Consider the following 25,863-nt stretch of genomic DNA (forward strand, 5'->3'; position numbering starts at 1 on the left):
GGTAAATCGGGATGAATGGCAAGTCAGCTTTGCGATGGCGCTGGCCTGATCTTGAACCAGATGGAATACATCGCCGGTAAAAACACCAGGGTCAGAATCGTTCCCGCAAAGGTGCCACCAATCAGTGTGTAGGCCAGCGTCCCCCAGAAGACAGAATGGGTCAGTGGGATGAAGGCCAGGATAGCTGCCAATGCCGTCAGGATCACAGGCCGGGCGCGTTGCACAGTCGCTTCGACAACAGCACGGAAAGGTTCCAGCCCGGCCTCTTCGTTTTCACGAATTTGCCCGATCAATATCAGCGTGTTACGCATGAGAATGCCGGACAGCGCGATCAGGCCAACCAGCGCATTGATGCCGAAGGGTTGCCGGAACAAAAGCAGCGTCGGCACCACACCAATCAGCCCCAGTGGACTGGTCAGGAACACCATGACCATCCCCGAGATCGAGCGGACCTGCAAGATGATGATCAGCAGCGTAAGCGCAATCATGATCGGGAACAGCGGCAGCATCGCCGTAGAAGCCTTACCGGCTTCTTCTATTGAGCCAGCCATTTCAATCCGGTAACCCGCAGGAAGCTGCCCAATGACTGGCTGCAATTGCTGCATGATGGCGCTGGAAACATCCGGCGGTTGCAAGCCTTCGGCGATGTCGCCACGGACCGTGAGGGTCGGCGTGCGGTCACGACGCCGCAGCATGGTATCTTCCATACGTACATCGACGGTACCTACCTGAGACAATGGGATACGTTGCCCGGCCGAACCGACCAGCGTAAAGCCTGCGATCTTCGCCGGGTCGAGGCGGATATTGCCAGCCGCACGACCAACCACCTGCACAGAACGGATATCCTCGCGTACCTCGGTCAGCGGTGCCCCACTCAGCAAGAACTGCAACTGCAAGGCAACGGAAGCAGAGGTCAGTCCAACACCCTGAAGCCGGTCCTGGTTGAGCGTGAAGTGCAAGGCAGGTACACGCGGCCCCCAATCTGTATTGACGGTGCGAAGCATAGGACTGGCGTGCATGATGCTTTCGACTTGCGCGGCGATCGTACGCAGCTTGTCCGGGTCCGGCCCCATGACGCGGTAGGCCACGGGAAATGGTGAAGGGGGGCCGAACACAATCTGGGTAACGCGCACACGCGCCCCGGGTGCCAGCCCATCAGCCGCTGCCTGACGCAGCCTGAACTTGAGGGCTTCGCGTTCCTTGTCGTCACCGGTGAGCACGACGATCTTGGCAAACGAGGGATCGGGCAATTCAGGGGCCATCGCCAGGAAGAAGCGTGGCGCACCCTGGCCGATGTAGGATGTCACGATCCTGGCCTCTTTTTGCTTCGCGAGCCAGGCTTCGACCTTTGCCGTCGCGGCACTGGTTTGCTCAATGGAAGTGCCATACGGCATCTGCACTTCAACCAGCACTTCTGGCCGGTCAGAGGTCGGGAAAAACTGCTTATTGACCAGCCCCATGCCCGCGATAGCCAGCACAAACGTCCCGACGACTGTACCTGCCACCAGCCATTTGCGGGCGATGACACGCGCCAGCACTTGCCGGAAACGGTTGTAGTTGCGGGTGTTGTAGATGGCTTCGTGCCCACCTTCAACCTGCTTGATGTCTGGCAGCATCTTCACCCCCAGGTAGGGTGTGAATACGACGGCCACCACCCACGACGCGATCAGGGCAATGCCGACGATCCAGAACATATTGCTGGTGTATTCGCCTGCCGTAGAACGCGCAAATCCATTGGGCATGAAGCCGATGGCCGTGACCAGCGTGCCGGACAGCATGGGGGCTGCGGTGTGGCTCCAGGCATAGGCAGATGCCGCAACACGGCTATAGCCTTCTTCCATTTTCACCACCATCATTTCGATGGCGATGATGGCATCGTCCACCAGCAGGCCCAGCGCCAAAATCAGCGAACCAAGCGTGATGCGGTCAAAGTTTTTACCAGTGGCCGCCATGATGACGAACACAGCAGCCAGGGTCAGCGGTACCGCTGCTGCGACCACGATGCCGACGCGCCAGCCCATGCTGACAAAGCAGACCACCAACACGACGAGCAAGGCCACGAAAAACTTGACCATGAATTCGTCCACTGCCGAACTGATGTTGACGGACTGATCAGTCACCTTCGTCAATGACATTCCCAGCGGAAGGCTGGCGTTGATTTTGGTGATTTCCGCCTCAAGCGCCTTGCCCAGATCAAGCCCGTTCCAGTCGTCACGCATCACGATGCCCAACAGCAGTGCCGGTTCGCCGTTGTTGCGGACCTGGAAAGTCGCCGGGTCTTCATAACCGCGTTCGACAGTCGCCACGTCCGACAATTTCAGCGTCCGCCCCTGGGCAGCAACCGGGGTCTGCCGGATTTTGTCCAGGTTGTCGAACGCGCCATCGACACGAAGAAAGACCTGCGGCCCCTTGGTCTCGATGGAACCGGCGGGGGTCAATACATTTTGGTTATTGAGCGCAGCAAAGATATCCTGCGGCGCGACGCCCAATGTGGCCAGGCGGTCGTGCGAGAAAGAGACGAAAATGCGTTCGGGTTGCTCGCCGATGATGTTGACCTTTTTCACACCTGCGACGTGCAGCAGTTGCTGGCGCAGCGCTTCCGCATCACGTACCAGCAAGCGTTGCTGTTCGCCCTTGGCTTTCAGCGCAAAGAGCGCAAATGTGACGTCGGCATACTCGTCGTTGATGAGTGGTCCGATGACGCCGGCAGGCAGCTTTTTAGCTTCGTCCCCAAGCTTCTTACGGGCCTGATAGAACTCTTCTTTAACCTCGGAAGGTGGCGTACTGTCGAGCAAGGAAACCATGGTGAACGCCAGACCAGGACGTGTGTAGGTTTCGGTGCGTTCATACCACCGCAACTCTTGCATGCGTTTTTCCAGTGGTTCAGCGACCTGATCCTGCATTTCCTTCGCTGTGGCGCCCGGCCATGCGGTGACGATAGTCATCTGCTTGATCGTAAACGGCGGGTCTTCTGCACGCCCAAGCTTGAAGAAAGCGAGGATGCCTGCTACCGAGATCAGGAAGATCAGGAACAGCGTGACGGACCGCTCGCGCACGGCAAGCGCCGACAGGTTGAAGCGGGCTTCGCTCATGGCGTCACTCCCGGGGTTGTGGCGGCGGCCAGGCTGGTCACCCGCACTTGCTCACCTTCGCGCAGCAAATGCGTGCCGAGTGCGACAATCCGGTCGCCTTGCTTCAGTTGTCCTGTGATGTACCCTCCATCGTCATCCAGACGCTGGACCTTGACGGCTCGCCAGGTAACCTTTGCCGGTTCACCTTCGATGACCCAGACCCCTGGCCCCTTGCCAGCATCAAACAGGGAGGCAATAGGTACACGTAAGCTGTCCTGCGCAACGCTAAGTCCGCCAGCAATCTGAATGGTGACAGTAGCGCCCAATGGAGCATTGGCCAGTTCGCCATCCAGCACATACCGCGCTTCAAAGCTGCGGGTCAGCCGGTCTGCAGTATCTGAGAGTTGTCTGAGTTTGGCCGGAACAGTCAGACCCTCTTTGCCAAAAAGCGTGGCCTGACCAGTTGAACCGATGGCAGGGCGCAAGGTTTCCGGTAACTGGATGACTGCTTCGCGATGCCCGGCACGGGCGACCCTTACCACCACCTGACCAGCACTGACGACCTGGCCGGGTTCGGCCAGCGTTTCCATAACGGTGCCATCAGCATCTGCCAGCAACTCTGCGTAGTGGCTGGCGTTGCGGGCGACTTCAGCCTGGGCTTCGCTGGCATTGAGCTGGGCTTTGGCTGCATCGGCTGCCGCCTTCACCTGATCGTAGGCGGAGGCCGATATCGCGCCGGTTCCACGCAGGTCGCGGTAGCGGGCTTCATCTTCCATTGTTTGCTGCGCCCGCGCCCTGGCGGCGGTAACCGTTTCTTGCTGGGCATGGGCTGCCAGCTTCAGATCAACCGGATCGATACGCATGAGCACTTGCCCGCGCTTCACCGTTTGCCCTGTATCCACAAGGCGCTCCAGCACTTTGCCAGAAACCCGGAAGCCAAGATCGCTTTGCACCCGGGCGGCGACGGTACCCGTGAAAGTACGTGATGCGGCGACTGCACTCTGCACAGTAGCCACACGTACCAACGGCGCTTCGGTACGTGGATCTGATTGCGGTTTTGCGCCACAAGCGACCAGCGCAAGCGGCAATGCTGAGATGACAACAGACGAAACAAGGCGACGGAACATAGGAATCCCATATAGAACTGAATAGGATTCCTATTTTGGTACTAGTGACCAATTAAGTCAATGGTCACTCAACTATTTTGTGTTTATGGCGAAAGGCTGCGCAGCACCAGGCTGGATAACTGGGCCGGTGCATCATCGGTAGAACCCAGGCTGTGCTGCAAGATCAAGGGATTGAGATAAGGACGAATGACCAGGTAGATCGCTGCGGTAGTCTCATCAAGCGGTGTCTTGCGCTCAAACTCTTCGGTCTCGCGACCCTGTCGCAGAATCTCTTGCAGCATGAGTTTGATGCGCTCTTCATAGGCGCGTACCGATTCCCACTGTTCGGTAGCAGCCGCAGCTGCAATGTCGTGCAGCTTGCGATCTTCAAAAAACAGGCGAAGGCCAGACTCAACAATAGTCTTGAACATACGCCGGAACTTCTCTGGGGGATGCTTGACCCCGTCAACGGCAGCCCTGACATCGGCTTCGATCTCGCGCAGGCAATTTGCGCAAATCAGCTCACCTATGGCCTGCTTGGATTCGAAGAACTTATATATATAGGCTTTGGAAAAACCAATGGCCTTGGCAAGGTCAGAGACCGTGGTCTTTTCATAGCCATACAGCCGAAAGTGCTCGGTGGCCGCGACAACAATCTGATTCCGCACTTCATGGTCAACGGGGCCACGGGCTGTGCCCGGATGCGTGGTCGCCAAGGTGGCCGTTGCTACAATGTCAGCGGTGCCGGCCACGAGGCCTGGGGTGTTTGGGGTGGTTGTTTTGCTCATACCCGATAGCTTACCTTTTAAATTTGGTTTACACAACGAGTGACTATTTCATGATATAGTCACTTCAATTTCTTCGATTTTCCCTTTATTTAGTCCCTTCACTGTATGGGAGATGTCCATGCCTATCAAACGCTCTCTTTTGATGTTTGTCGTCACCAGTCTTGCAGCGGGTTGTGCTGTCGGGCCGGATTACCTTCAACCTGCCCCTGCCATGCCAGACCGCTATCTGGGTCAAACCGCGATTGAGCAAAGGCATGCCAAAGCCAGCGCTGACTTCAGCATCTGGTGGGAAGGCTTTGGCGATCCACAACTGACCCGTTTCGTCAAACTTGCGCTGGAGCAAAATCTGGATCTCGCCCAGGCGTCCGCCCGTGTCGCCCAGACACAGGCAGGACTCAGCGCAGCCAATGCCGCGCTGCTGCCATCCGGCACCATCAATGCCCAGGGTGCTCGCGCCTACCAGTCGGTTGAAACGCCAATGGGACAAATCTTGAATTCAAAGCCCCATTTTGATCGCTACGGCAACGCCTATGAAGCCAATCTCACTGTTGGCTGGGAACTGGATGTCTTCGGTGGTGTGCGTCGTGGCCGGGAAGCGGCACTTGCCGACTATCAGGCTTCAGAGGCTGGCGTTACGGCAACACGTCTGGCGGTGGCAGCACAGGTAGCCGACATCTATATTAGTATTCGCGGCCTGCAAGCCCGCCTGGATATCGCCCGCAAGCAAGTGCAGACACAACAAGACCTGTTCGCCACCATCAATCTGCTGTACGGCAAGGGACTGGCCGCTGAACTTCAGGTGCGACAGGCCGAAGGCGCGCTGGCGCAGGTACGGGCATCGGTACCCATCCTCGAAACAGGGCTGGATACGGCCATGAATGCGCTGGATGTCATGCTGGGCAAACCACCTGGCACTTACCGGGCGGACCTGACCAATACCGTTGCTATTCCGGCTGCCCCGCAAATTGCAGCGAGCGGCTCGCCCGGTGATTTACTCCGGCGCCGGCCTGACCTGATCGTGGCAGAACGCCGCCTGGCAGCGTCAAATGCCCGTATCGGCATGGCGGTTGCCGAGTATTATCCCAAACTGTCTCTTAGTGGGCTGATGGGCAGCGCGACCTCCGTATCTGCTGGCAACCTGTTCACCAGTGGTGCCAGTCAGGCAGCTGGTGTGCTGGGTCTGCGCTGGCGTTTGTTCGACTTTGGCCGCATCAATGCGCAGATTGGCCTGGCCAAGGGACAAGAAGCCGAAGCACTGGCAGCATACCGGCTCGCCGTGCTGCGTGCGACCGAAGATGTGGAAAACGCTTTCTCGGCCCTGGTCAAACGTGAGGATCAAGCCAGTATACTAGCCCAGGGTGTGGATTCGCTGGGCCGTGCAAGAGGTGCCTCGTTTGCAGCCTATCAAAAAGGCGTCGTCAGCCTGATTGAAGTCTTGCAAGCGGACGAAAACCTGTTACGCGCCTCCGACATGCAAGCACAGGCACAAACCGAATCAGCACGCACGGCGGTTGCGGCATTCAAGGCGCTAGGTGGTGGCTGGCAGGGCAACCTTCCCGCAACTATGGCAAGCAGATAGTCTCAGTATGAGCAAGCAAATGCACGCGTTCGTCCTGGTCATCATGGCATGGCCGCTATCCTGCTTGACGTTGTGCGATAGCATCTTGCCAGAGCCACACCATAAACTTGAAGATAACGCAATATCTGGAGATTTTCGGCAGGTTTGAATAATGGCGCAAAGAAAAGCGAACGGATGAGTTGTTTTGGCCACTATGGTTCACAAATGTTACCTTCGTTAGACCCAACCGTTGTCCGCGCTGAGAGCTTGTTTCAATTTACGAGCAATCAAAAATTATGTCGTAACCAACCATAGATCGTCACTTTTTTAGATGGTAATAGATGACATATTGAGTAGATGCGACGAAAAGATTTGAATAAATTGGGTGAACCGAAAAGTTCAGAGTTGGCGGAATGAAACACCTGAAAGTTCAGAGCCAGACGGTCTTTTAGTTCAAAAAATAATGTCTTACAAAAAGGTAAGTCGTTGATATTTAAAATTATTTAACTCGCGCTCTGAATTTTTTACACTTAGCTCCGATTTTTTTCTGGTCTAGCGGTAACGATACGACACGATCTCTACAACGGCTGGAAGTAGATCATACAATTTTGGATATTGTGATCATCGCCGATGGATCTGGCATGCCACTTGGCCGGCCAGTAACAACAATCATCGTTGCTGGCTATAGCAGCTAAGCATCTTTCCGCCAGACGGTTTCTGGCAGCGCCTGTCGGCTGGTTTTCAACGGATGTAGAAAACTCGACGTCCGAAATAGGGGACGTAGCAAAGACTGATGACATCGAGAACGACCCACATGTTCGTGCCTGCCTCAAGCCGTTTGCCTGTGTCAGAAATGTTTATTCCGTATCGAGGACTGGAAACGGAGCACTCCGCAATATCTAGACTATCGTCGCTGGTCTGCAGTTCAAGCCCCTCGTCAGCCTTGGTCATTCCAACTTGGAGGACGCCAGTCATGTCGGGCACAACAATCGACTTGGATTCACCCGTTTTCAAAGAGCCCACCTTCTTCCCATTGAAGAATACGGACAACGGCTGTGCTCGTCCAAGTGCATTTCTCAAAAAACTTGATGGCCTGTATATCTCTACTTCCAAGATTTACCCCCTATTGCAAGACCTATATAGAATATCAGATGAAATTAGGAATTGCTAATCAAGCTATTTCTTAAATATCGGCTTTCAAAATCAAGTATGCCCCTGATCTCGGTCTTTGCTGGTGAATAGACCAAACCATGAATATCTGTGTGAAAACAAATAATGAAGTCGGGCAGATATTTCGATTTATTGGAAGCCTTTTCATTGGGTAGTTGATAAAGCTGTTCGTTTGCTAGCTGAATTGCCCCAATCAGTTTGATCCACCTTCTGCTTCCTGGCGAAGGCTCCCCCCTGTCATACGTCCCTTCAAATCCCAGCTCTCTCAAATTCAGGTGAAGCTGTTTTAGGCTGCGTCGCTGTTTCCGATTTTTATCCGCTTCTGTCCTAAGCCAGCTTGAAAGTTGCAATACATATCGTCTATCACACTGGCTGTTTGACAATCCATATAGGTAGGCCCCGTGTCTTTTGATCTCAGTTAGCGCCGCGCGGGTAAGGCTTCCTCAATGGCAGAGTCTGACAGGTTGAAGCATCGTTGCAGCAAATAAATGCATAGCATACGCTCTACCTGCTTTGGGATAATGGGGCTCTATCAGTGCACACAGCATGGCCCACGGCACAACACGATTCATCTCTGATAAAAACACTGCCCGCTCCGTCGTCTTGGCGTAGCGTTCAAATCCACCTTCGGCAAATGTTGCCTGCTTCATGGCGTCTAAGATTCGGCAAGGAACATGCTTATATTAACGTCTCTGAATCAGGGTTCGTTTACTTAATCAGAGATTCCTTAAATGAAAAAGCGGTTCAGACTTAAATTGTCTACGGTTTCGTCAGTGCTTGATGTAGATGAGGTAGATGTTCAGGCAGTTCGGTTTAAATGAGCGTCGACACCAGCACCAGATCAATTGATCAATGGCGTTTCTTCCACAAATGCAGCAATTGCACTTCTGTTGGATACGCCTTGTTTTGCCTTGTACATGGCGATGTCGGCTTCCTTGAGGAATTGTTCGGCATTCGCCGGAGAATCGTAAATGCTGATACCGATACTGGTTGACATCATGATAGTTGTACCGGGCAGTGGAAGATCCAGCGCGGCGACTATTTTCCCGGCCAAAATCCGGGCATGTTCCAATACCCGTACACCTTCGGCAAGCACAACGAATTCATCACCGCCAAGGCGGGCCATCGTATCGTTCTCACGCAGGCAGCCTGACACTCTTTTCGCAAATTCCTTTAACACGGCGTCCCCTGTGTCATGGCCATTCGTATCATTGATTTTTTTAAACCCATTCAGGTCCATGAACAATAAAGCCAGACCATTGTTTTGCCGCAGTTGCCTGAGTATTGCATGATGTAGCACTTGCATGAAATGCCTGCGGTTGGGGAGCCCGGTCAGGCCGTCTGACAAGGCCATTTCATTCAGGGTGGATTCCCATTTCTTGCGTTCAGAAATATCGTGCAGAAAAGCCGTGAATTCGAATTGGCCTGCAACATTATTAACGTTCAAACTGACTTCGACAGAAAGCTCTTTGCCATACCGGTCAACAGCGAGAAGTTCGCGCCGCGCGGTTGTGGATTTTTTTCCTAGCCTGCCCAGATGCGTCAGGATATTGACAAAGGAACTTCTGAAGGCAGGCGGCACGATCAGATCCGCAATATTGCGGCCCATGGCTTCATTACTGGTCCAGCCGAACAAGGATTCAGAAGTGCGGTTCCATTGCGTCACGATGCCGGCATTGTCTATCGATATTACAGCATCGTTGGCATATTCGAGGATGGTGCGTATCCGCTCTTCGCTTGAACGTAGTTGTGCCTGTACACGCAGCATCTCATCAAAAGCAACCTGCTTGCCAAGCGCAGCCCCCAGGGCCGCCCCCAAGAGTTCCAGCGTCTGCAAATCTTCTTCGTCAAAACCGTATGCCTGCTCGGACATGACTTTGAGGACACCCACTGGCTGGCCACGTTCAAAAAGCGGTGTGCAGATCATGGAGCGGACACCCACTTTTTTACAGGCATTGGCATCAACACGCGAATCGGTCTCAGTATCATCACATTGCAGGATTTGGGCGCTACTGACACACAATCCTGACAAGCTGTTTGCTCTCAACAGACGCAAGCCAACATGCTGGGATATTGCGCCACTGGCAGAACGGTAGACCATATAGTCGCCATCAACCAGTTCGACTACCGCACCTTTGGCCCCTGTCAGTTCCTGTAATGTATTGACAACAAGCTGCATGAATGCGGTGAGGTCCAGGTCTGCCTGAACGAGACGTGATTGTGTCTCAATGATTCGTTCTAACCGGTCAAGTTGTCTTTTATTTTTTTTCATTTTGCGACCCCAGGCAGGTTTATACGTAGTATTTATTTTAGGATATTTCGGAACGAATTCGCTTTCAATCTATAGCGGATTCGCCACTTTTTGTTACTTATTGCTGCTTGATTTTCCATGAGCTTTTCAATTCCCCTGGCGGGTATTCCAGGATTTTTATCACGCTGACATAACATTAACTTCTCATTTCTTTCACTGCTTGATATCAGCAGCGAACCAACATTTTTTCTACAGTTTTATCGAAATAACAAATAGTCCGTAACATCGTCCCGCACACATTGAAAGCAAAAAGCACCATCTGTTATTTCAAGCGGTGTTTTTGTTGCGTGCAGATTTTGCCAGCTTCATAAAACCCCAGGTTACCAATTGTAGATTTTGGTAACAAAAAATCATTACGATTGTGAATAAATGCTAAATCTGCCAGCATTTGCTTTTATTCTTGACCATGACAACGCCCAACCTGTTTTACCAGGAAGCGCTCTTTCAAAAGGTACAGTGATGTATAAATTTCGCAAGTCTGGATGGATGTCGTGGATGCTGCAGGCCAGCGTAGTCGCCCTGCTCAGTGCATGCGGTGGTGCGAACAATAGCACGGTTTCAACTGCGCCACAGGTACAGACATCGAACCCGCCACCAGCTTCAACCGGTAGCTCTTTCCCGCAGAATGTATTGGCACAAACGACAAAGACTGCTTCGCCCCTACTGAGCGCAAGCACTGCGAAGGGGTTCGCCTCCAGCACCAGCCCTGCACCGCAAATTTTGTTTACCGACACACTGAGCGCACCGACCACAGGTGGTGAAAACAACCAGGGTGGCTATCTTTCCATCTTCGGCAAGAATTTTGGTTCTGCGAGCGACCTCGGTACGAATACCAGGGTTTATATCAACGACAAGGAAGTGGCCAACTACCGTTATCTGGGCAATGCAAAATCAAGCGCAAAGACTGGATTGCAGCAAATCACGGTACAGGTAGGCCCGCTTGGCGGGGCGCCTGCAGGCAGCGCGTTGCCTGTCAAAGTCGTGTTTAATGGCACGTCATCAAATACTGACAACACCTTTACGCCAAGTGCTGGCCGGGTACTTTTCGTGTCCTTGTCCGGCTCTGACACCAGCGCGGTGGTCAATAATATTGCCAAACCCTGGCGTTCATTGCAGAACATGAGCACCTTGAAGGGTGCCTACTTTGCCATGCAAGCGGGCGACCAGGTCGTGATACGCGGCGGCGCCTGGCATGATACAAATGGTCAAGACAAAACCTGGATGCGCTTTGGCGGCGGCACCTATGCCAGGAACGGCAGCCCTTCAGCATGGATACATATCACAGCCTACCCTGGCCCGGTCAATGGCAACGCCATTGAGGATGTGCATTACACGACACCGGCCAGCGCATCGGGCGGTATCGCTGGACCCTGGTCTGCCATTGCCGGCACAACCGGCGAATATATCTCGATATCGAACTTGCGCATGGATGTAGCGGGCGGTGCAGCCCGCGATGCAGCACCTGTCAACTTCCAGTACACCGCTGGTCCATGGCGTGTGGTCAACAATGAACTGGGGCCATGGGTCGCCGGTAATTCTGCAACGCTCAATGCGGCGGGTGTTTCTGGCCACGGTAAAGGAAACCAGGTTCTTGGCAATAACATTCACGACATCGCCGGCACCAGCGAATTACAGAACCATGGCATCTATGCCGATACCACGGCACAGGACTGGGAAGTTGCCTATAACTGGATACACAATATCACCGGTGGTTCAGCCGTGCAGTTCAATGACAATGAAGGCGGTGCAGGCTCTTACACACTTCCGCACGGCGGCATCTGGCAGGGCTTTACCGGCATACGCATACACCACAACTGGCTGGAAAATGCCGCCAAATACGGCATCAATTTCAATGACCAGGGCAGCACGCACATGGGCACGTATGAAGCCCGTAGCTGGAACAATGTCATTACCGGCACCAAGTCATATCCGATACGCATCAACTCCACTGCCACGACACAGAACATGTGGTTTGCCTACAATACCATCTATAACGCCATGACCGGTGCTTCGGGATACAAGGCCTATATCATGGATGAAGGTTTTGGCAGCGGCGCTGGCATACATAACAAGTTCTACAATAATATTTTTGCCTTTGGCCCCGGCACCCAGTCTGGTACGACCTGGCTGATTGATTACAGTACGCCGTCAACAACGGCCAGCTACGACTTCAAGCAAAACCTGTACTTCAGCAATGGGCAGAGCGTGCCATTACCAGCGACACTGGGTGATAACCTGGCCGTCTCTGGCAACCCGCTGTTCAAGGATGCAGCGGCGGCAAACTACAGCTTGCAGGCAAGCAGCCCGGCAGTGGATGCAGCGAACCAGCCTGACATTTTCGCCGTCAATGACGACATCGGCAATACTGCACGTCCGCAAGGCAACAGCAAGGACATAGGCGCATTTGAACTCAGCGGCGCGGTCATACCCATACCCACACCTGTCAATGGCATGTGCGGTGCTGCCAATGGCATGTCGTTCAGCGCGGCACCAAGCAGCCAGCTTTGCTCTTCTGGTGTGGCCTCACTGGTGTCATTTACCGGCAAGAGCTGGGCATGGAGCTGTTCTGGCAGCAATGGCGGGACGACGGCAAGCTGTGCCGCCAACCTGGCAAGCAACCCTGATCCATCCACTCCACCCAGCGTGCGCCAGCAATACTCTGGCGTGATCACCGCTGGAACAAGCGTGCATCAGATGCCGGGCAATGTGTCGGCAGGTAACTGGATACTGGTGACCGTGGGTGTGAACAATAATGCGCTGGGCATATCAGGCACCCTGTCTGATAACCAGGGGCATGCAGACATCAGTACTTTCACATCCTTGGGACGCATCTATGTGGATGGCATGGGCACTGATCTGTATGCGGCAAAAGCCACCGCATCAGGTATCTACAAGCTGACAGTAGGCATCCCCAACCAGGGCAGCATACATCTGGTGGAAATCCAGAATGCCGATGCGGTGAACCTGCTCGACGTTCCTGTGGCAACCAGCACAGGCCCGCGATTTGCAGGCACAGCCCTGTCCTCATCAACGCAGACGAGCACCAGGGCGAATGATCTCGTTCTTGCGCTCGTTGATCTGGGATTCGGCAATGCCATCCCGTTTAGCACGAATGGTGCGTGGCAACTGGTGAGCCAGGAATCCGGCACGGCGATCACTTCACGTATTTATGGATTGACGCCAAATGCTACAGGTGCATTTGGTATTTCTGGTACGGTAGGTGGCAGTGGCGCCGGATACCCAGGCTGGGAGGCTGCTGTTATCGTCATCAAGGGGCAATAGCATCTGCCCAGCTTCAAACAGATGTTGAACAACACCGGGAGTGCCAGCCCAAGCACTGGCACTCTCCAAAAATGAACTACCTATTCCCGCGAGACGGTCCCGTCTCCATATTCATCGACAGCCGGGTCGAGATTCTCAGGTGCATGAAGTATCGCCGGCCCGCGAGAGCACGCCTGCCGCGTCAGGTATTGTGTCAAGCCTTCAGCCTGAACTGCGGCTGGAATCGTCGCCTGCATTTCAGCAAGCAATTCTTCTGTCGCCCTGACTATCCATTCCACGCTACGATATCTGGGTGAGACAATCTGGATGTTTTGCGAATCAGTCTGGTCAAAGAAACCATGCTGCAATTTATGCCTGACGTAAGAAAGCGCTGTGATACCCGGTATGGTACGTTGCTCCAGGTAGGCCTGCTTGCCACTCTCATCATAGCGGACGACGATATCCGGAAATTCATAGCCTTCATCCTCCAGCAATGCTTCGCTGATGATCTCTGGTAGCAGAGGCCTGGCATCTTCATGCCCCACTTCAAACAGCAGGATTTTCTTGAGCTTTTTCATTTCCTTTTGCTCTTCCGTATCTGTCTTTTGTATCGCTATCGTCGGGAAGTAGTCGCGGATAAAGTCATTTGATTTGGCTATCAATTCGTCCCGACTGATTTCTGGCCTGTGCTGGAAAAAACGGTCATCCATGTCCATCATCTTCCAGGCATGATTGAGGTCATGGATGAGAAATTCGAGCGGGGATTGCCAGAACTCATCGACATATACAGACTCGGTTGACACCCCGATAAAATACACCGGTGTACCGCGTATCTTCATGAGGTCAGTTGCCGAGATATTGTCAAAGGTCGGGATGATAATGACCTCCGGCATGCGGCGCATCAGCTCTTCATAGCGATACCAGTATTTCTTCTGGAAATGCGTGCTCAAATTTTTCTCGGTGCGGCAAACCACATCAAAAAAACCTACCACTTCGAACAGGATGCGCAAGGTAGGTTCATAAGGGCACATCGCACCATTCTGTATCGTCACGTGATGCAGCTTGTACAGCATCTGGTCGCGCATGAAAGCCAGCGCCGCGTCGTTGCGGCATTTTTCTTCCATCGCCGGGAGTGTCATCTGGCTGCGGAAATATTCAACGACTGGCAGCAACTCAAGCACCGGTGTGTTGAGGCTATTGTCATGCGATGCAAAGCGCTGGCGCAACTCACGGTATAAATCCACCGGATTCCTGACCCATTCACGTATCCATTCATGATGGGAAACACCCTGTGTCCTCGTGAAATTTTTGGCGATGAGTGACGCCGCTATCTGCTTGTGATGACCAAAGGCAAACGAGCCTTCTTTTGCATACGGCGTCGTGATCACGCTCTCAGGCAGCCACCTGCCATGAACCTTGCCGGTGTCGGTAATTTCAACCAGGAATCCTATGGTATCAACGATATGGCGCGGGTCAGATGGAACAGCGATTTCCTTCAGATGATCGCGGTAGCTGTGCGTCACCGTCCTGTCCATGTAAATACGGGCTTCGTTCCCTTCACCCTTCGCTGTTTGATTGCGGGCAAAATAGTATTTACGCCCGCCCTCTTCCGCAATACCGTATTCTGGCGTTGCAGTTCCCAGCACCTTGCTGGCGCTGACCCTGAGTGCAGCAAAGATGTTACCGGGAATACCGCTGGCATTCTGTTCATCTTCATCCACCAGCAAGCCGCCTGGCAAAGCAATACCTTCAGGGAACACTGCACGGTCCAGTGTCAGGAATTCGCGGCCATGCTGCCCGTCGCGCATGACCAGCACATCAACCGTCTTGCGCACCATGACACCCTGGTCTATGCGCTGCTTTGCCTGGACCTTCAACTGCTGGTCCGACAGCAGGGCCTTGACCACTTCTGATCCTGGGGCCTGGTTTAAATATCTGCCTACGCAGTCTGCAATATCCTCCTTGCGAACCGGATCACGCAGACGATGAAACCAGTAAACCATATACAACAGCGATTCCGCATACAGGCTGGCCGGAAAATTTTTTGTATCAAGGTTGACCGCGTAGTTGTTCAGTATGTCCAGAACCATGTTCGCCACATCATCTGTCTGCGCGTCTGAGAGCGAAGGCGAAATTTTCAAGACCGTTCCTGAAGATGTAATGTTGTCCGACAGTCCTGAAGTCGGCGCGGAGGCGTTCAATGTCATATTATTTTCCGTAAGGATTTTTCATACACTGGGCACGTGTACATCACCTGCCAGCATTTGCGCCGCAGACTGTCATCGAAGCAGCAATTGAAACCTACTATCATATCGCTGGATAAAGATAAACGGTACTGTATCCATCTCTCCCGCTTATAACCCGGAATCGTATTCATCACGCGCCGCTTCCACAGTGCAAGTGGTTAAGCGCCTGACAGTCGCGATGTTGGCATTTATTGCAATAAATACAAGCATCAAATTGCTCTTGTGACCACGCCAGTACATCTCGCCCCAGTCGAAATACTGATGATCTCCTTTTTTCATTTGACGCCTGCCTCCTCAGTCAATCAATAGAACGCAGCATTAACACAAAGGCAAATTCTCTCCTTTTTGCCACACAAATAGCTATATCTTTTCAATACAACCCAATGCTACCAATACAGCTTGACCATTAAATCAAATCGTTTTAAGATTTGCCATCCCTCCTGATAAAAGGCACATCATGGCTATCCCTCCCCCAGCCACTCAGAAAGAGCCGGCAAATCAGCAAGACTCACCTACCAATTCCCGCAAATTAAGTCGCGCACAAGCCAATAATGTAGTGCGTCGCCTGCAAGACAAGCTCAGTCCGGCTGCACGCGAACTTAGCGACAAAATCTTGCAAAACCTGGATGACGAAGGATCGGTCGTACTAAAGACCCTGCACACGATTCTGTTCCCCATGGCAGAAACCAAAAGCGCCAGCGCACAACTGTCCAAGCTGTTACGCACCATCACCGATGCTGCGCAGACACAAGGCCTGTCGCTGGGATTTATTTATGAGGGAGCCAAAGACCAGGGCACGGCCAAGCGCAGATTGTGGTTCACTGGTCCGCCGCCAACCCCTATTGCAGAACTGGAGGGCTTAAGCGCCATACCAGAAAATCGCCTCATCATAGGCCAGACCGGCATGCCTGTTGGTGAAGCCCCTGTGGTAGCGCTGATCACCTACAACGAGAACGAGTTTGCCGCCGTGCGCAAGACTTTCTGGGCAGACGACAGTACGCCGCCTGCCACCAACAAACACCATGCCGGTCAAGTGGTCAGCGTTGATGAGTTAGGGCAGCATGGCAATGTGCGCGTGCTTCACTACCATAGCCGCCAGGGTAATAGAGAATCACAGCGCGCCGCCAGTGATCTGCATCTGGCCTACAAACCCGCAGCCATTGTCAGCGTCGGTATTGCCTTTGGTGTTGACGAGCATAAACAAAAAGTGGGGGACGTGCTGGTTTCCAAATTCATCGTGGACTATGAGTCGGCACGCGTCAACAAAAATGGCAGCTTCACGCTGGCCAATGACCGCCCTCCCGCCTCACGCCGCCTGGTGCGCACGCTTGAGACTCTTGATGTTCGCAATAAACATGATCACAGCAAACCTGATTGGCCCACCCTGGAATTTGGCGGCATGCTGACCGGCGAAAAGCTGGTGGACAACCATGACTATCGCGAAAACCTGAAAGCCATAGCAGGGCAAGGGGGCATCGTCGGTGGTGAAATGGAAGCCGCCGGCATTGCCAAAGCGCTCGACGATACAAGCGTGGACTGGATAGTCGTCAAAGCCATCTGCGACTTTGCCGATGGCAATAAGGGCGAAGGTAAAGAGAACAAGCAAAAACTTGCAGCGACCAATGCGGCAATGGTGATCAAGGCCATGCTTGATGACGGACAACTGTATGGTGACATTGCCGAAGATGCAGAACGCCCACATTCAACAGCAAACGCCGTCACCGACAAACTTGCCGCAACGGCCTTGCGTCGCCAATGCCTTGAACGCGTCCATCTCGAAGTTATTGATGACGGCAAGCACCTGGTAAGCGGCCAATATGGTTATCGCGCAGAATTGCATGCTCTGGAGGCTGCAAGTTACCAGAAAAGCCAAGACAATGACCCCAGAAAGGTCGTCGCATTTGACGACATCCTGACCTGGCTAAGTGAGCCAGAAGAACGCCCCATCTATGCCCTGCTTGGCGAATACGGCATGGGTAAAACCACCACACTACAGCGTGTCACGGCGCACCTGCGGCAGCAGCGCAACCAGAACGTCGACAGTCCAGCACCGCTATACTTCGACTTGCGCAAGGTAGACACATTGCTGGCTGCAAGCGCATTGCACCCCGGAAAAGTGCCCACGCTGCAAGAAACCATCAACGATTGCTTGCGCAACGGTTATCTGCAAACCGATGGTGTGCTGCCCACTTATGAAGATGTAGTGGACAGCATCGATAACGGTGCGCTGGTGATTTTTGACGGGCTTGACGAAGTGCTGTCACGCATAGGCGACAAGCAAGGCCTGAGTTTTACAGCCAATTTGTTGCGCGTGCTGCCAGAGGCACGTGAGCGGCAAAAAAACAAAGCCCAGAGCAAGCTGCCACGTGTGCTGCTGAGCTGTCGCACCCAGTTTTTTCGCTCGCTGTCTGAACAAGACAATCACTTGACCGGTGAACACCGAGGTAGCCACAATCAAAGCCAGTACCGTGCCTTGCTATTGCAGCCGCTGACAGAGCAGCAAATACGCAGCTATATGACAGCGGTATTCCCCAATACCAATATTGAACAGTTGATGGCGCAGATTGAGGCGGTGCATAACCTGCGTGAGCTGGCCGGACGGCCCTTCACATTAAAACTGGTGGCCGACTTTGTGCCCATGCTGGAACAGTGGCGCGCTCAGGGCAAGCGCGTGACAGGCGCCACCTTATACCGTGAAGTGGCCAAACAATGGCTGATCCGCGACAAAGAAAAACAGAGTTTCCAACCAGAAGACAAGCTGCTACTGGCAAGCGCACTGGCAGCGCATTTCTGGCGCAACAAACTCAAAGGCATCACAGCCAAACAACTGGAAAGCTGGCTGGGTCAGTGGTTGGCGCAGCAAGGTCCGTATGAAGACTTTCAAACCAAACCACGTGATCTATTGCAGGAAGATTTGCGCAATTCCACCTTCCTCAAGCGTGTCGATGTGGAGGGCAAAGACAGCCGCTTTGAATTCGCCCATACCTCCTTGCAAGAGTTCTTTCTGGCAGAGTATTTGTTACAGGCACTGCTCAGTGACAACGCTGATGCGCGCGATGCCTGGCGCCTGCCCATGGTCAGTAATGAAACACTGGACTTTCTGGGCCAGTTATTGGCTGAATGGGCCCCGGATGCTGGCGGGCCAGCCCCCTTGCAAACACTGGCGGTGTGGCGCAGCCCTTACCTGGCGCTGGCCAGTGAGTTGCAGTTAGCCTACGGCTTGCGTGCACATGCTTCAGGCTGGCCCCTGCCGCGCCTGGATGGCATGGACCTGCAGGGTGCAGACCTGAGCGACTGGCGTTTTGGTAGTCGTCGTGAAGCGCCCCTTCCTAGCAGCGAGACACATCGTCGCCTGAATCTGGCAGGCTGTAACTTTAGCCACGGCAATTTGCGACGTGCCAAATTCTGGAATGTCGATTTGCGTGCTGCTGTGTTTGATCACAGTCATTGCGACCAGGCAGAGGTACTGCATTGTGAACTGGCAAATAGCAGCTGGGCTGAAGCAGCGGCAGATGGCATGCAGATGCGGCCGCAGGTGGCGTCAGAAATCCGGGCAGCTTGGGTGCCGCCTGGGCATCATGTGGAAGCACAAAGAAAATTAGCCTGGTTACGTGGGCATACGTCTGGCGTAACATCCTGCACGTTTTCGCCTGATGGGCATAGCCTGCTCTCGGCTTCACATGACAACACCCTGCGTCTATGGGAGACCGCCACCGGCACGCTGCTACGAGTGTTTGTTGGACATGCGGATACGGTGACGTCCTGTGTGTTTTCGAGAGATGGGCATAAACTGCTCTCAGCTTCACTTGACAAGACCCTGCGCCTATGGGAGACCGCCACCGGCACACTGCTACGGGAGTTTGTTGGACATTTGTCTTCAGTGACATCTTGCGTTTTTTCGCCTGATGGGCAGAGTGTACTCTCTGCTTCAATGGACACTACCCTGCGACTTTGGGAGGTCGCCACCGGCAAGCTGCTACGGATAATTGTTAGGTGCTCGTCTCATATGACGTCTTGCGCGTTTTCGCCAGATGGGCAGAGTGTACTCTCAGCTTCAACGGACACTACCCTGCGACTTTGGGAGACTGCTACCGGCAGGCTGCTGCGGGAGTTTGTTGGGCATACGGATTGTGTGACATCCTGCGCTTTTTCGCCTGACGGGCATAGTGTACTCTCGGCTTCAGAAGATAAGACCCTGCGCCTGTGGGAGATCGCCCCCGGCAGGCTGCTGCGGGAGTTTGTTGGACATACGGATTGTGTGACATCCTGCGCTTTTTCGCCCGACGGACATAGCCTGCTCTCGGCTTCAGACGACGAAACCCTGCGGCTGTGGGAGACCACCACCGGCACGCTGCTACAGAAGTTTGTTGGACATACGGATAGGGTAACGTCCTGCGCGTTTTCGCCTGATGGGCGTAACCTGCTCTCGGCTTCAAAAGATAAGACCCTGCGCCTGTGGGAGATATCCACTTTCACGTTGCTCCGAGAGTTTGTTGGTAATTCGTCTTGGGTGGCCTTCTGTGCGTTCTCGCCTGATGGGTTTAACGTAATCACGGGTTCTAACGACAAGAGCCTGCACCTGTGGGAGACCGCCACCGGCACGCTGCTACGGGAGTTTGTTGGAACTTCATATTGTGTGACATCCTGCGCGTTTTCGCCAGATGGACATAGCCTGCTCTCGGGTACATATGAAGGCTACCTGATCCTGTTGGAGACCGCCACTGGCACGCAGCTACGTACGTTTTCTGGACATGGGGATATTGTGCACTTCTGCGCGTTTTCGCCAGATGGACATAGCCTGCTCTCAGCTTCATATGAAGGAACCCTACACCTGTGGGAGACAGCCACCGGCAAGCTGCTCCGGAAGTTTGTTGGACACTCAGGTACGGTGTTGTCCTGTGCGTTTTCGCCTGATGGGCATAGTATGCTCTCAGCTACTGACAAGACCCTGCGCCTGTGGGAGACTGCCACCGGTACACTGCTACAGGAGTTTGTTGGCCATACCGGTGCGGTGACGTCCTGCGCGTTTTCGCCTAATGGGTATAGTGTGCTCTCTGCTTCATACGACAGCACCCTACGCCTGTGGGAGACTGCCACCGGTACACTGCTACAGGAGTTTTTTGGACATGCGGATTGGGTGACGTCCTGCGCGTTTTCGCCTGATGGGAGTAGCGTGCTCTCGGCTTCAGACGACAGCACCCTGCGCCTGTGGGAGTCTGCCACCGGTACACTGCTACAGGAGTTTGTTGGACATACGGATTGGGTGACGTCCTGTGTGTTTTCACCTGACGGGCGCAACATTCTCTCGACTTCAGACGACAACACCATACGCCTTTGGGATGCAGCCACCGGGCAAACACTGCGCGTCAGTACGATCATGGACGGTGGCGCTGCTGCCTGGATTCCCGCTACCAACACCTTGTTGAACGCCAGTGGAAATGTATGGCGTTACCTGAAATGGCGTGCCATGGATGAGAACAACTGGCCTGTCGTCTGGCAGCTCAGCCCTGATGAAATGAAGGATGCATTGTCGTAATCAGGTGGGATGAGGGTCAGTCAGGGTTTGCACAAAATTGGCCCGGACGGTTTTTGCGTCGGTCATACCGCTATCGCAATGAGCACGATGCCCCCAAACCGTCATTCCCGCGTGCTTTTAGCGGGAATCCATCGTTGATGACCTGTACAGACAGTAAGACGGGCGAGGCTAATTAAGCATGGATACCCGCCTGCGCGCGTATAACGAATTGTAAAGCACGGTGAGCTGCAAGCTTTGGGGTGATTTTGGGTAAATCCTATCAATGAGTGATGTCATTTTTAGCATCTAGCTTATCCATCTCACGGTCGATCACTGATCCCAATCATTGATGTGCACCACCTCCATTTTGCCAAATCCTGTTTGAGTTTCTAGAGCCTTACATTGATTTAATTCAGCTTTACCATTTTGCATGATAAGCAAAAAAATATTGATGTATATTTACATCGCACATTTTTCTGCAAAAAATCCCACTGAAAGGATCTTTGTATGCATCATGCACTGCGTAGCTGTTTTCTCTTGCTGGCCATGGCGGGTGTTGACGCTGGTATTGAGGCCCGTGCGACCACTCAGTCACTGGGCATCATTTCGCCGAAAAAAGGCGGCTCTGTGGCGTATGACATGAATGCCTCTGGCCAGGTGGCTGCGGTGATCAAGGATGAGAAAGACCGGCAGCATGCCGTGTTTTTTGAAAAGGGGAAAATGATCCCGCTGGATGCGCTCGATGAGACAGAAAGCGAGGCAAAACGCATCAATGACAAAGGCGAGATCGTCGGTTCAAGTTCCAGAAAAAATGGCACCTGGATGGCTTTCATCTACAGCAAGGCCAATGGCATGCAGGAACTGGGCACCCTGGGCGGCCCCAGCAGCCATGGCACGGCTATCAATAACAGTGGTACAGCTGTCGGTTTTGCCGATACGGCCAATGGCGAGTGGCATGCCTTTCTGCGCCAGCCGGGTGAGCCGCTCAAGGACCTCGGTACCTTCGGCGGCAAAGTCAGCTATGCCAGCGGCATCAACAACCTGGGTCAGGTCGTGGGTACGGCGACGACCACAGATGGCTTCCGTCACGCTTTTGTGTATGATGCGGCACGCGGCATGGTTGACCTGGGCACGCTCGGTGGCCGCTACAGTTCTGCCACGGCCATCAATGACCAGGGCATGATCGTTGGTACGTCAGAAATGCCGGACCGCCGTTGGCATGCCTTTGTCCATGACGGCAAGCGCATGACAGACCTTGGCGCCATCATCGGTACGGGCAACAGTTTTGCCACTGACATCAATAATGCCGGCCATGTGGTCGGTACGGTAGATATTGACTCTATCGATCTGCGTGTCTCATTTGTCTGGCGCGACAACAAGATGCTGCTGCACCCGGCTGGCAAGGGGCTGTACCTGACCAATGCCATCAACAACCAGGAACTGGTCATCGGCGCAACCTATGACCGTGGCTTGAATGCGGCCACCATGCATTCCAATACTGCGCCATTTGTCGATCTGGGCGGCACCAGGATACTGAGTTTTAACATGGTGATGATGCTGCTGGCCGGTATAGGGGTGATCTTCCGCAAACGCTTCAAGGGGCTTTTGTTTGATGGCTATGCCTCCAGGGCCTGAGTCAGTATGAACTGACCACAGCATCAAGCCATGAGTCTGGTAAGGCGCAATGATATTGCGCCTTATTTTTTGTCTGGTTTAAGCCAATTTTGCGTTACTGCATTGCCCGGCCTGACCCGCATCTTTCTTGTGCAGGCCGGTGTCATTTCATGGGCGGCTTGGCGCCTGCATGTTGCAACTCGGGATGTTCGTTGCGCAATTGCGCCTGCATGGCGGCGATGCGGCGCAGCTTTTCTTCGCCTTTGGCGATATCTGCCGGTGGGATACCCATGTCGCGGGCACGGGCAATTGCTTCGCGCAGGCGTGGTATTTCTTCATCGGCGGCCTGTACATAGGCGGCATACAGACGGGTGTTTTGCCTTGCCTCGAACTGCTGGTAAGCCTTGGGGTCGGCCAGCTCGGCGGCGCTCGGTGTTTCTTGCGCAGACTGCTCATGCTGCATGGGCGGTGTGCGCGGATCACCATCACGGGTCGCCAGCAGGCTCTGTGCGGCTGATAATTCCGGGCCGGTAGGCAGCAGGGGTACATACTTTCTTTCATCATTGCGCTCGGGAAAAGCGGGTGGCCACGTCGCTGCGCGTACCTGTTCTGGCCTGACCTGTGCAGTGGTGCTGGCCGCTGTGGATGCAGGTTGTTGCGGTACCGGGTTGTCCTGCGTCGATGGCCAGAATTGCCAGGCCAGCAGCCCCGCCGTCACGGCGACAGATGCTGCGATGAAGATGGCTTTGTTCATGTCTGCACTCCCTCACTCACTCATGGTCTAATTTGTCAGCGCGTCCTGATTGATTTCCAGCCGGGCGCTCTTGCGTAACTGGGCCTGCAGGGTCGACAACTGACGTATCGCTTTTTCTTGCGCCAGAGCGCGGCTGGCCTGATAGCGCACGGTTTCAGACGCCGGGTCCTGATAGCCTTCCGCGCGTTTTTCTACCAGTACGATTTCCCACCAGGCTTTTTCATCGGGTGCGACTGCCGCACGTATCGGTGGTGATACCTTGCCCGGTTCCTGCATATAAGCCAGTTCTGCCAGCCAGGGCAGCTTGCCCTGGTGTGCGATGCTGCCAAGGTCACCACCCTGTTTGGCATCAGGCGCAGTCGAATACTGTTGCGCCAGGCTGGCAAAGTCACCGCCTTGCTTCAACAGTTCAGCGACCTGCCTGGCCTGGGCTTCGTTATCGAGGCGGATATGGCGTGCCTTGACGGCGATGATGCGTTTGAATTCTTCCTTGTGGGCGCGAAAATAGCCAAGTACTTCATCCGGCTTCACCTGCGCTGCCAGCTGGTTCAGCACACGGCTTTCAGAATCAGTATCAGCGCCTATGCCATGCAGGCCCATGACGGCTTGTGCGATATTTTTTTCTTCGATCGCCTGTCGCAAATCAGCCAGTGCTGGGGCGCCAAAGCGCTGTTGTGCCCAGTCCAGCACATACAGGTTAGCCAGATAAAGCTGCGCCTGCTGGCGGATGAAGTCACGGTTGCGATTAAAAAATTCCACCCGGCCCTGCACATTCTGGCGGCGGAACAAGGCTTGCAGATTGATCTGGGCGGCTGGTGCAAAGTTGCAACGCAAGACCTGTACACGCCCGGCAGCAAGCTGCTGCGCCGGGCTCAGGCTGTAGTCGAGCATCACCCTGTTCCTGGGACCGAAAACAGTATTGAGTTCTTCATCTTCAAGCTTGCCCTGTTCCTGTATCAGGGCGTCCAGCCTGCCACCTGGCAGCTTGCTGATGCTGGCTTCAATCTCTTTGCGATACACGGTGCGCAGATAACCACTCAACTGGTTATCCAGCGTCACATCGGGTTCAAAGGCGACCCGTCTTGCGGGATGCAGTTCTTCTTCGCTGAAACGGCTGCGTACTGCCCCGGCCAGCAGGCGGTTGCTGATGATGCCGTCGACAATGTCGGTGCGTCTGGTATTGGGTTTTTCCAGTTGCGCCATCCGGGCCAGTACATCGAGTGTCAATCTGTAGACAGGTGCGGCATTGAGGCGCGCGGCCAGTTCAGGCGGCATTTTTTGAGTCAATGCGGGAGTCGATGCCGGGGCCACGTCTGCCCCTGCAGCAGACGTGGCGAAGCACAGCACAGACAGACAGGTGACAAAACCCATTTTCAATTGCAGGAGGTAGCCTGTGCTGTGCATGGCAGACCTCAGTTATTCAAACGCAGGGCTGCACGGTTCATGACATGCACCAGCATGGCGATTGCGTGGGGCACGACCTGGCGACCAACACGGACACGGTCATTCTGGTCCGTCGAAGACAGCACGATACCGCCGTTCTGGTAAGAGTAGGTGCCGCCCTGGGTCAGCAACTGGCGTATGTCGGTCGCATTGGGCGCCAGCGGTGTGAAGTCAGCCATGGCTGTCTTGACCAGTGCCGGGTCGTTCAGGTTCTGGCTGTAGTAATAATCATTGACCCATTGTTCCCAGCCGGAGTGATTGCGGGCAGAAGTGGTCCAGGTATGGTGCGGTTGCAACAGGTCGGTGGAATGCATGACAAAGCCCAGGCTTTGCAGGCTGGGGCTGGCCAGGAATTGCTGGAACCAGTATTGCGCCAGGTTGTCGATAGGCTGGAAGGGGATTTTTTCAAAATCGGCATACTGGCTCGGTGTGGAATAACCGCCCAGGCGATAATGCGCTTCCGTCACGCCATAGGTGTTGTATTTGCTGCCGTCGCCAAACCAGCCCTTCATGCCGCCAGGACCATCATCCAGATAATCACCGACCAGCCAGGACGCCGCCAGGTTGTCGACATCACCTGCCACGGTCAGCTTGGCATAGTTGTAGCCGCCAAAAGGATTGCCGTGCACATCAGGGCCTGCCGTATGGTTCTGGAAATGCCAGTAAGACGTGTACTTGACAATGCTTTGTGCCGCACCCCAGATCGGCGCCAGTTGGCAATCGCCCGTGACTGCGCCGCAGATATAGGTGTCAGCAAAATCGTCGACATCATAAGCGCCCTGACCCATGGCCGTGGCGAACTGGTCGATACTGATACCGGAGCGTGCCAGACCACTGACCAGGGCGTTGTAGTTGGTCTTGTCCGGGTTGTTTTTCATGAAGTTGACCGCGTCGATCGCGATACGGCGATGCGTCTCTTGCTGGAACGCTTGTGCTGGAGCAAGGCTGCATAGCAGGGTAGCTGCCGCAGCCATTTTAAATACGAATTTCATGGAACGTCCTTGTGTTGGATTGAAAAGGAGCGAA

12 protein-coding genes and 1 pseudogene are annotated in these 25,863 nt (G+C 54.1%); 4 read left to right on the top strand and 9 right to left on the bottom strand.

Going from position 1 to position 25,863, the window contains the following annotated elements; genetic code table 11:
* Positions 1 to 23: 23 nt before the first annotated feature.
* From LZ463_RS10425 to LZ463_RS10435, 3 genes are all read right to left on the bottom strand, one after another.
* Positions 24 to 3,092, bottom strand: coding sequence for an efflux RND transporter permease subunit (locus tag LZ463_RS10425; protein WP_241455563.1), 3,069 nt, complete (start codon positions 3,090 to 3,092; stop codon positions 24 to 26).
* Complete coding sequence (locus LZ463_RS10430) at positions 3,089 to 4,198, bottom strand: efflux RND transporter periplasmic adaptor subunit (RefSeq protein WP_241455564.1); 1,110 nt, start codon at positions 4,196 to 4,198, stop codon at positions 3,089 to 3,091. The genes LZ463_RS10425 and LZ463_RS10430 overlap by 4 nt, the downstream gene beginning before the upstream one ends.
* An 83-nt stretch (positions 4,199 to 4,281) precedes the next feature.
* On the bottom strand, positions 4,282 to 4,965 hold the full coding sequence (locus LZ463_RS10435) for a TetR/AcrR family transcriptional regulator (protein ID WP_241455565.1): 684 nt from the start codon (positions 4,963 to 4,965) through the stop codon (positions 4,282 to 4,284).
* A 118-nt stretch (positions 4,966 to 5,083) separates the two neighbouring features.
* Here LZ463_RS10435 and LZ463_RS10440 point away from each other — a divergent pair, with 118 nt between their 5' ends.
* Entirely contained in the window at positions 5,084 to 6,544 is a 1,461-nt protein-coding gene (locus LZ463_RS10440) for an efflux transporter outer membrane subunit (protein ID WP_241455566.1), read from the top strand.
* A 1,582-nt stretch (positions 6,545 to 8,126) separates the two neighbouring features.
* Here LZ463_RS10440 and LZ463_RS10445 read toward each other — a convergent pair.
* Both LZ463_RS10445 and LZ463_RS10450 read right to left on the bottom strand, forming a co-directional pair.
* Positions 8,127 to 8,343: pseudogene (locus tag LZ463_RS10445) on the bottom strand (transposase); the annotation flags it as partial.
* Between the two features lie 191 nt (positions 8,344 to 8,534).
* Positions 8,535 to 9,965, bottom strand: coding sequence for a diguanylate cyclase domain-containing protein (locus LZ463_RS10450; RefSeq protein WP_241455567.1), 1,431 nt, complete (start codon positions 9,963 to 9,965; stop codon positions 8,535 to 8,537).
* A 498-nt stretch (positions 9,966 to 10,463) separates the two neighbouring features.
* Between LZ463_RS10450 and LZ463_RS10455 the strand changes: the two genes are divergently transcribed.
* On the top strand, positions 10,464 to 13,286 hold the full coding sequence (locus tag LZ463_RS10455) for a choice-of-anchor Q domain-containing protein (RefSeq protein WP_241455568.1): 2,823 nt from the start codon (positions 10,464 to 10,466) through the stop codon (positions 13,284 to 13,286).
* 80 nt (positions 13,287 to 13,366) lie between these two features.
* Here the strand turns inward: LZ463_RS10455 and LZ463_RS10460 are convergent, their stop codons facing one another.
* Positions 13,367 to 15,472, bottom strand: a complete 2,106-nt coding sequence (locus LZ463_RS10460) for a hypothetical protein (protein ID WP_241455569.1) — start codon at positions 15,470 to 15,472, stop codon at positions 13,367 to 13,369.
* Between the two features lie 496 nt (positions 15,473 to 15,968).
* Between LZ463_RS10460 and LZ463_RS10465 the strand changes: the two genes are divergently transcribed.
* Positions 15,969 to 21,047, top strand: coding sequence for a phosphorylase family protein (locus LZ463_RS10465; RefSeq protein WP_241455570.1), 5,079 nt, complete (start codon positions 15,969 to 15,971; stop codon positions 21,045 to 21,047).
* 486 nt (positions 21,048 to 21,533) lie between these two features.
* Positions 21,534 to 22,661 (top strand): HAF repeat-containing protein, encoded by a 1,128-nt coding sequence (locus tag LZ463_RS10470; protein ID WP_241455571.1) that lies wholly within the window; start codon positions 21,534 to 21,536, stop codon positions 22,659 to 22,661.
* 142 nt (positions 22,662 to 22,803) lie between these two features.
* Here LZ463_RS10470 and LZ463_RS10475 read toward each other — a convergent pair whose 3' ends face one another.
* From LZ463_RS10475 to LZ463_RS10485, 3 genes are read right to left on the bottom strand one after another with little or no spacing between them, the layout of a single operon-like run.
* Positions 22,804 to 23,394 (bottom strand): hypothetical protein, encoded by a 591-nt coding sequence (locus LZ463_RS10475; protein ID WP_241455572.1) that lies wholly within the window; start codon positions 23,392 to 23,394, stop codon positions 22,804 to 22,806.
* Between the two features lie 27 nt (positions 23,395 to 23,421).
* Complete coding sequence (locus LZ463_RS10480) at positions 23,422 to 24,798, bottom strand: peptidylprolyl isomerase (protein ID WP_241455573.1); 1,377 nt, start codon at positions 24,796 to 24,798, stop codon at positions 23,422 to 23,424.
* An 8-nt stretch (positions 24,799 to 24,806) separates the two neighbouring features.
* Positions 24,807 to 25,829 carry a phospholipase C/P1 nuclease family protein gene (locus LZ463_RS10485; protein ID WP_241455574.1) on the bottom strand — a complete coding sequence of 341 codons (1,023 nt, stop codon included), beginning with the start codon at positions 25,827 to 25,829 and terminating at the stop codon, positions 24,807 to 24,809.
* Positions 25,830 to 25,863 lie beyond the last annotated feature (34 nt).

Source organism: Undibacterium paludis, assembly GCF_022568815.1.
Taxonomy (GTDB): domain Bacteria; phylum Pseudomonadota; class Gammaproteobacteria; order Burkholderiales; family Burkholderiaceae_D; genus Undibacterium.

Bases quoted from the DNA above. Each gene is read 5' to 3' on its own strand.
- LZ463_RS10425 (WP_241455563.1), bottom strand. From the start codon at position 3,092: ATGAGCGAAGCCCGCTTCAACCTGTCGGCGCTTGCCGTGCGCGAGCGG.
- LZ463_RS10430 (WP_241455564.1), bottom strand. From the start codon at position 4,198: ATGTTCCGTCGCCTTGTTTCGTCTGTTGTCATCTCAGCATTGCCGCTT.
- LZ463_RS10435 (WP_241455565.1), bottom strand. From the start codon at position 4,965: ATGAGCAAAACAACCACCCCAAACACCCCAGGCCTCGTGGCCGGCACC.
- LZ463_RS10440 (WP_241455566.1), top strand. From the start codon at position 5,084: ATGCCTATCAAACGCTCTCTTTTGATGTTTGTCGTCACCAGTCTTGCA.
- LZ463_RS10450 (WP_241455567.1), bottom strand. From the start codon at position 9,965: ATGAAAAAAAATAAAAGACAACTTGACCGGTTAGAACGAATCATTGAG.
- LZ463_RS10455 (WP_241455568.1), top strand. From the start codon at position 10,464: ATGTATAAATTTCGCAAGTCTGGATGGATGTCGTGGATGCTGCAGGCC.
- LZ463_RS10460 (WP_241455569.1), bottom strand. From the start codon at position 15,472: ATGACATTGAACGCCTCCGCGCCGACTTCAGGACTGTCGGACAACATT.
- LZ463_RS10465 (WP_241455570.1), top strand. From the start codon at position 15,969: ATGGCTATCCCTCCCCCAGCCACTCAGAAAGAGCCGGCAAATCAGCAA.
- LZ463_RS10470 (WP_241455571.1), top strand. From the start codon at position 21,534: ATGCATCATGCACTGCGTAGCTGTTTTCTCTTGCTGGCCATGGCGGGT.
- LZ463_RS10475 (WP_241455572.1), bottom strand. From the start codon at position 23,394: ATGAACAAAGCCATCTTCATCGCAGCATCTGTCGCCGTGACGGCGGGG.
- LZ463_RS10480 (WP_241455573.1), bottom strand. From the start codon at position 24,798: ATGCACAGCACAGGCTACCTCCTGCAATTGAAAATGGGTTTTGTCACC.
- LZ463_RS10485 (WP_241455574.1), bottom strand. From the start codon at position 25,829: ATGAAATTCGTATTTAAAATGGCTGCGGCAGCTACCCTGCTATGCAGC.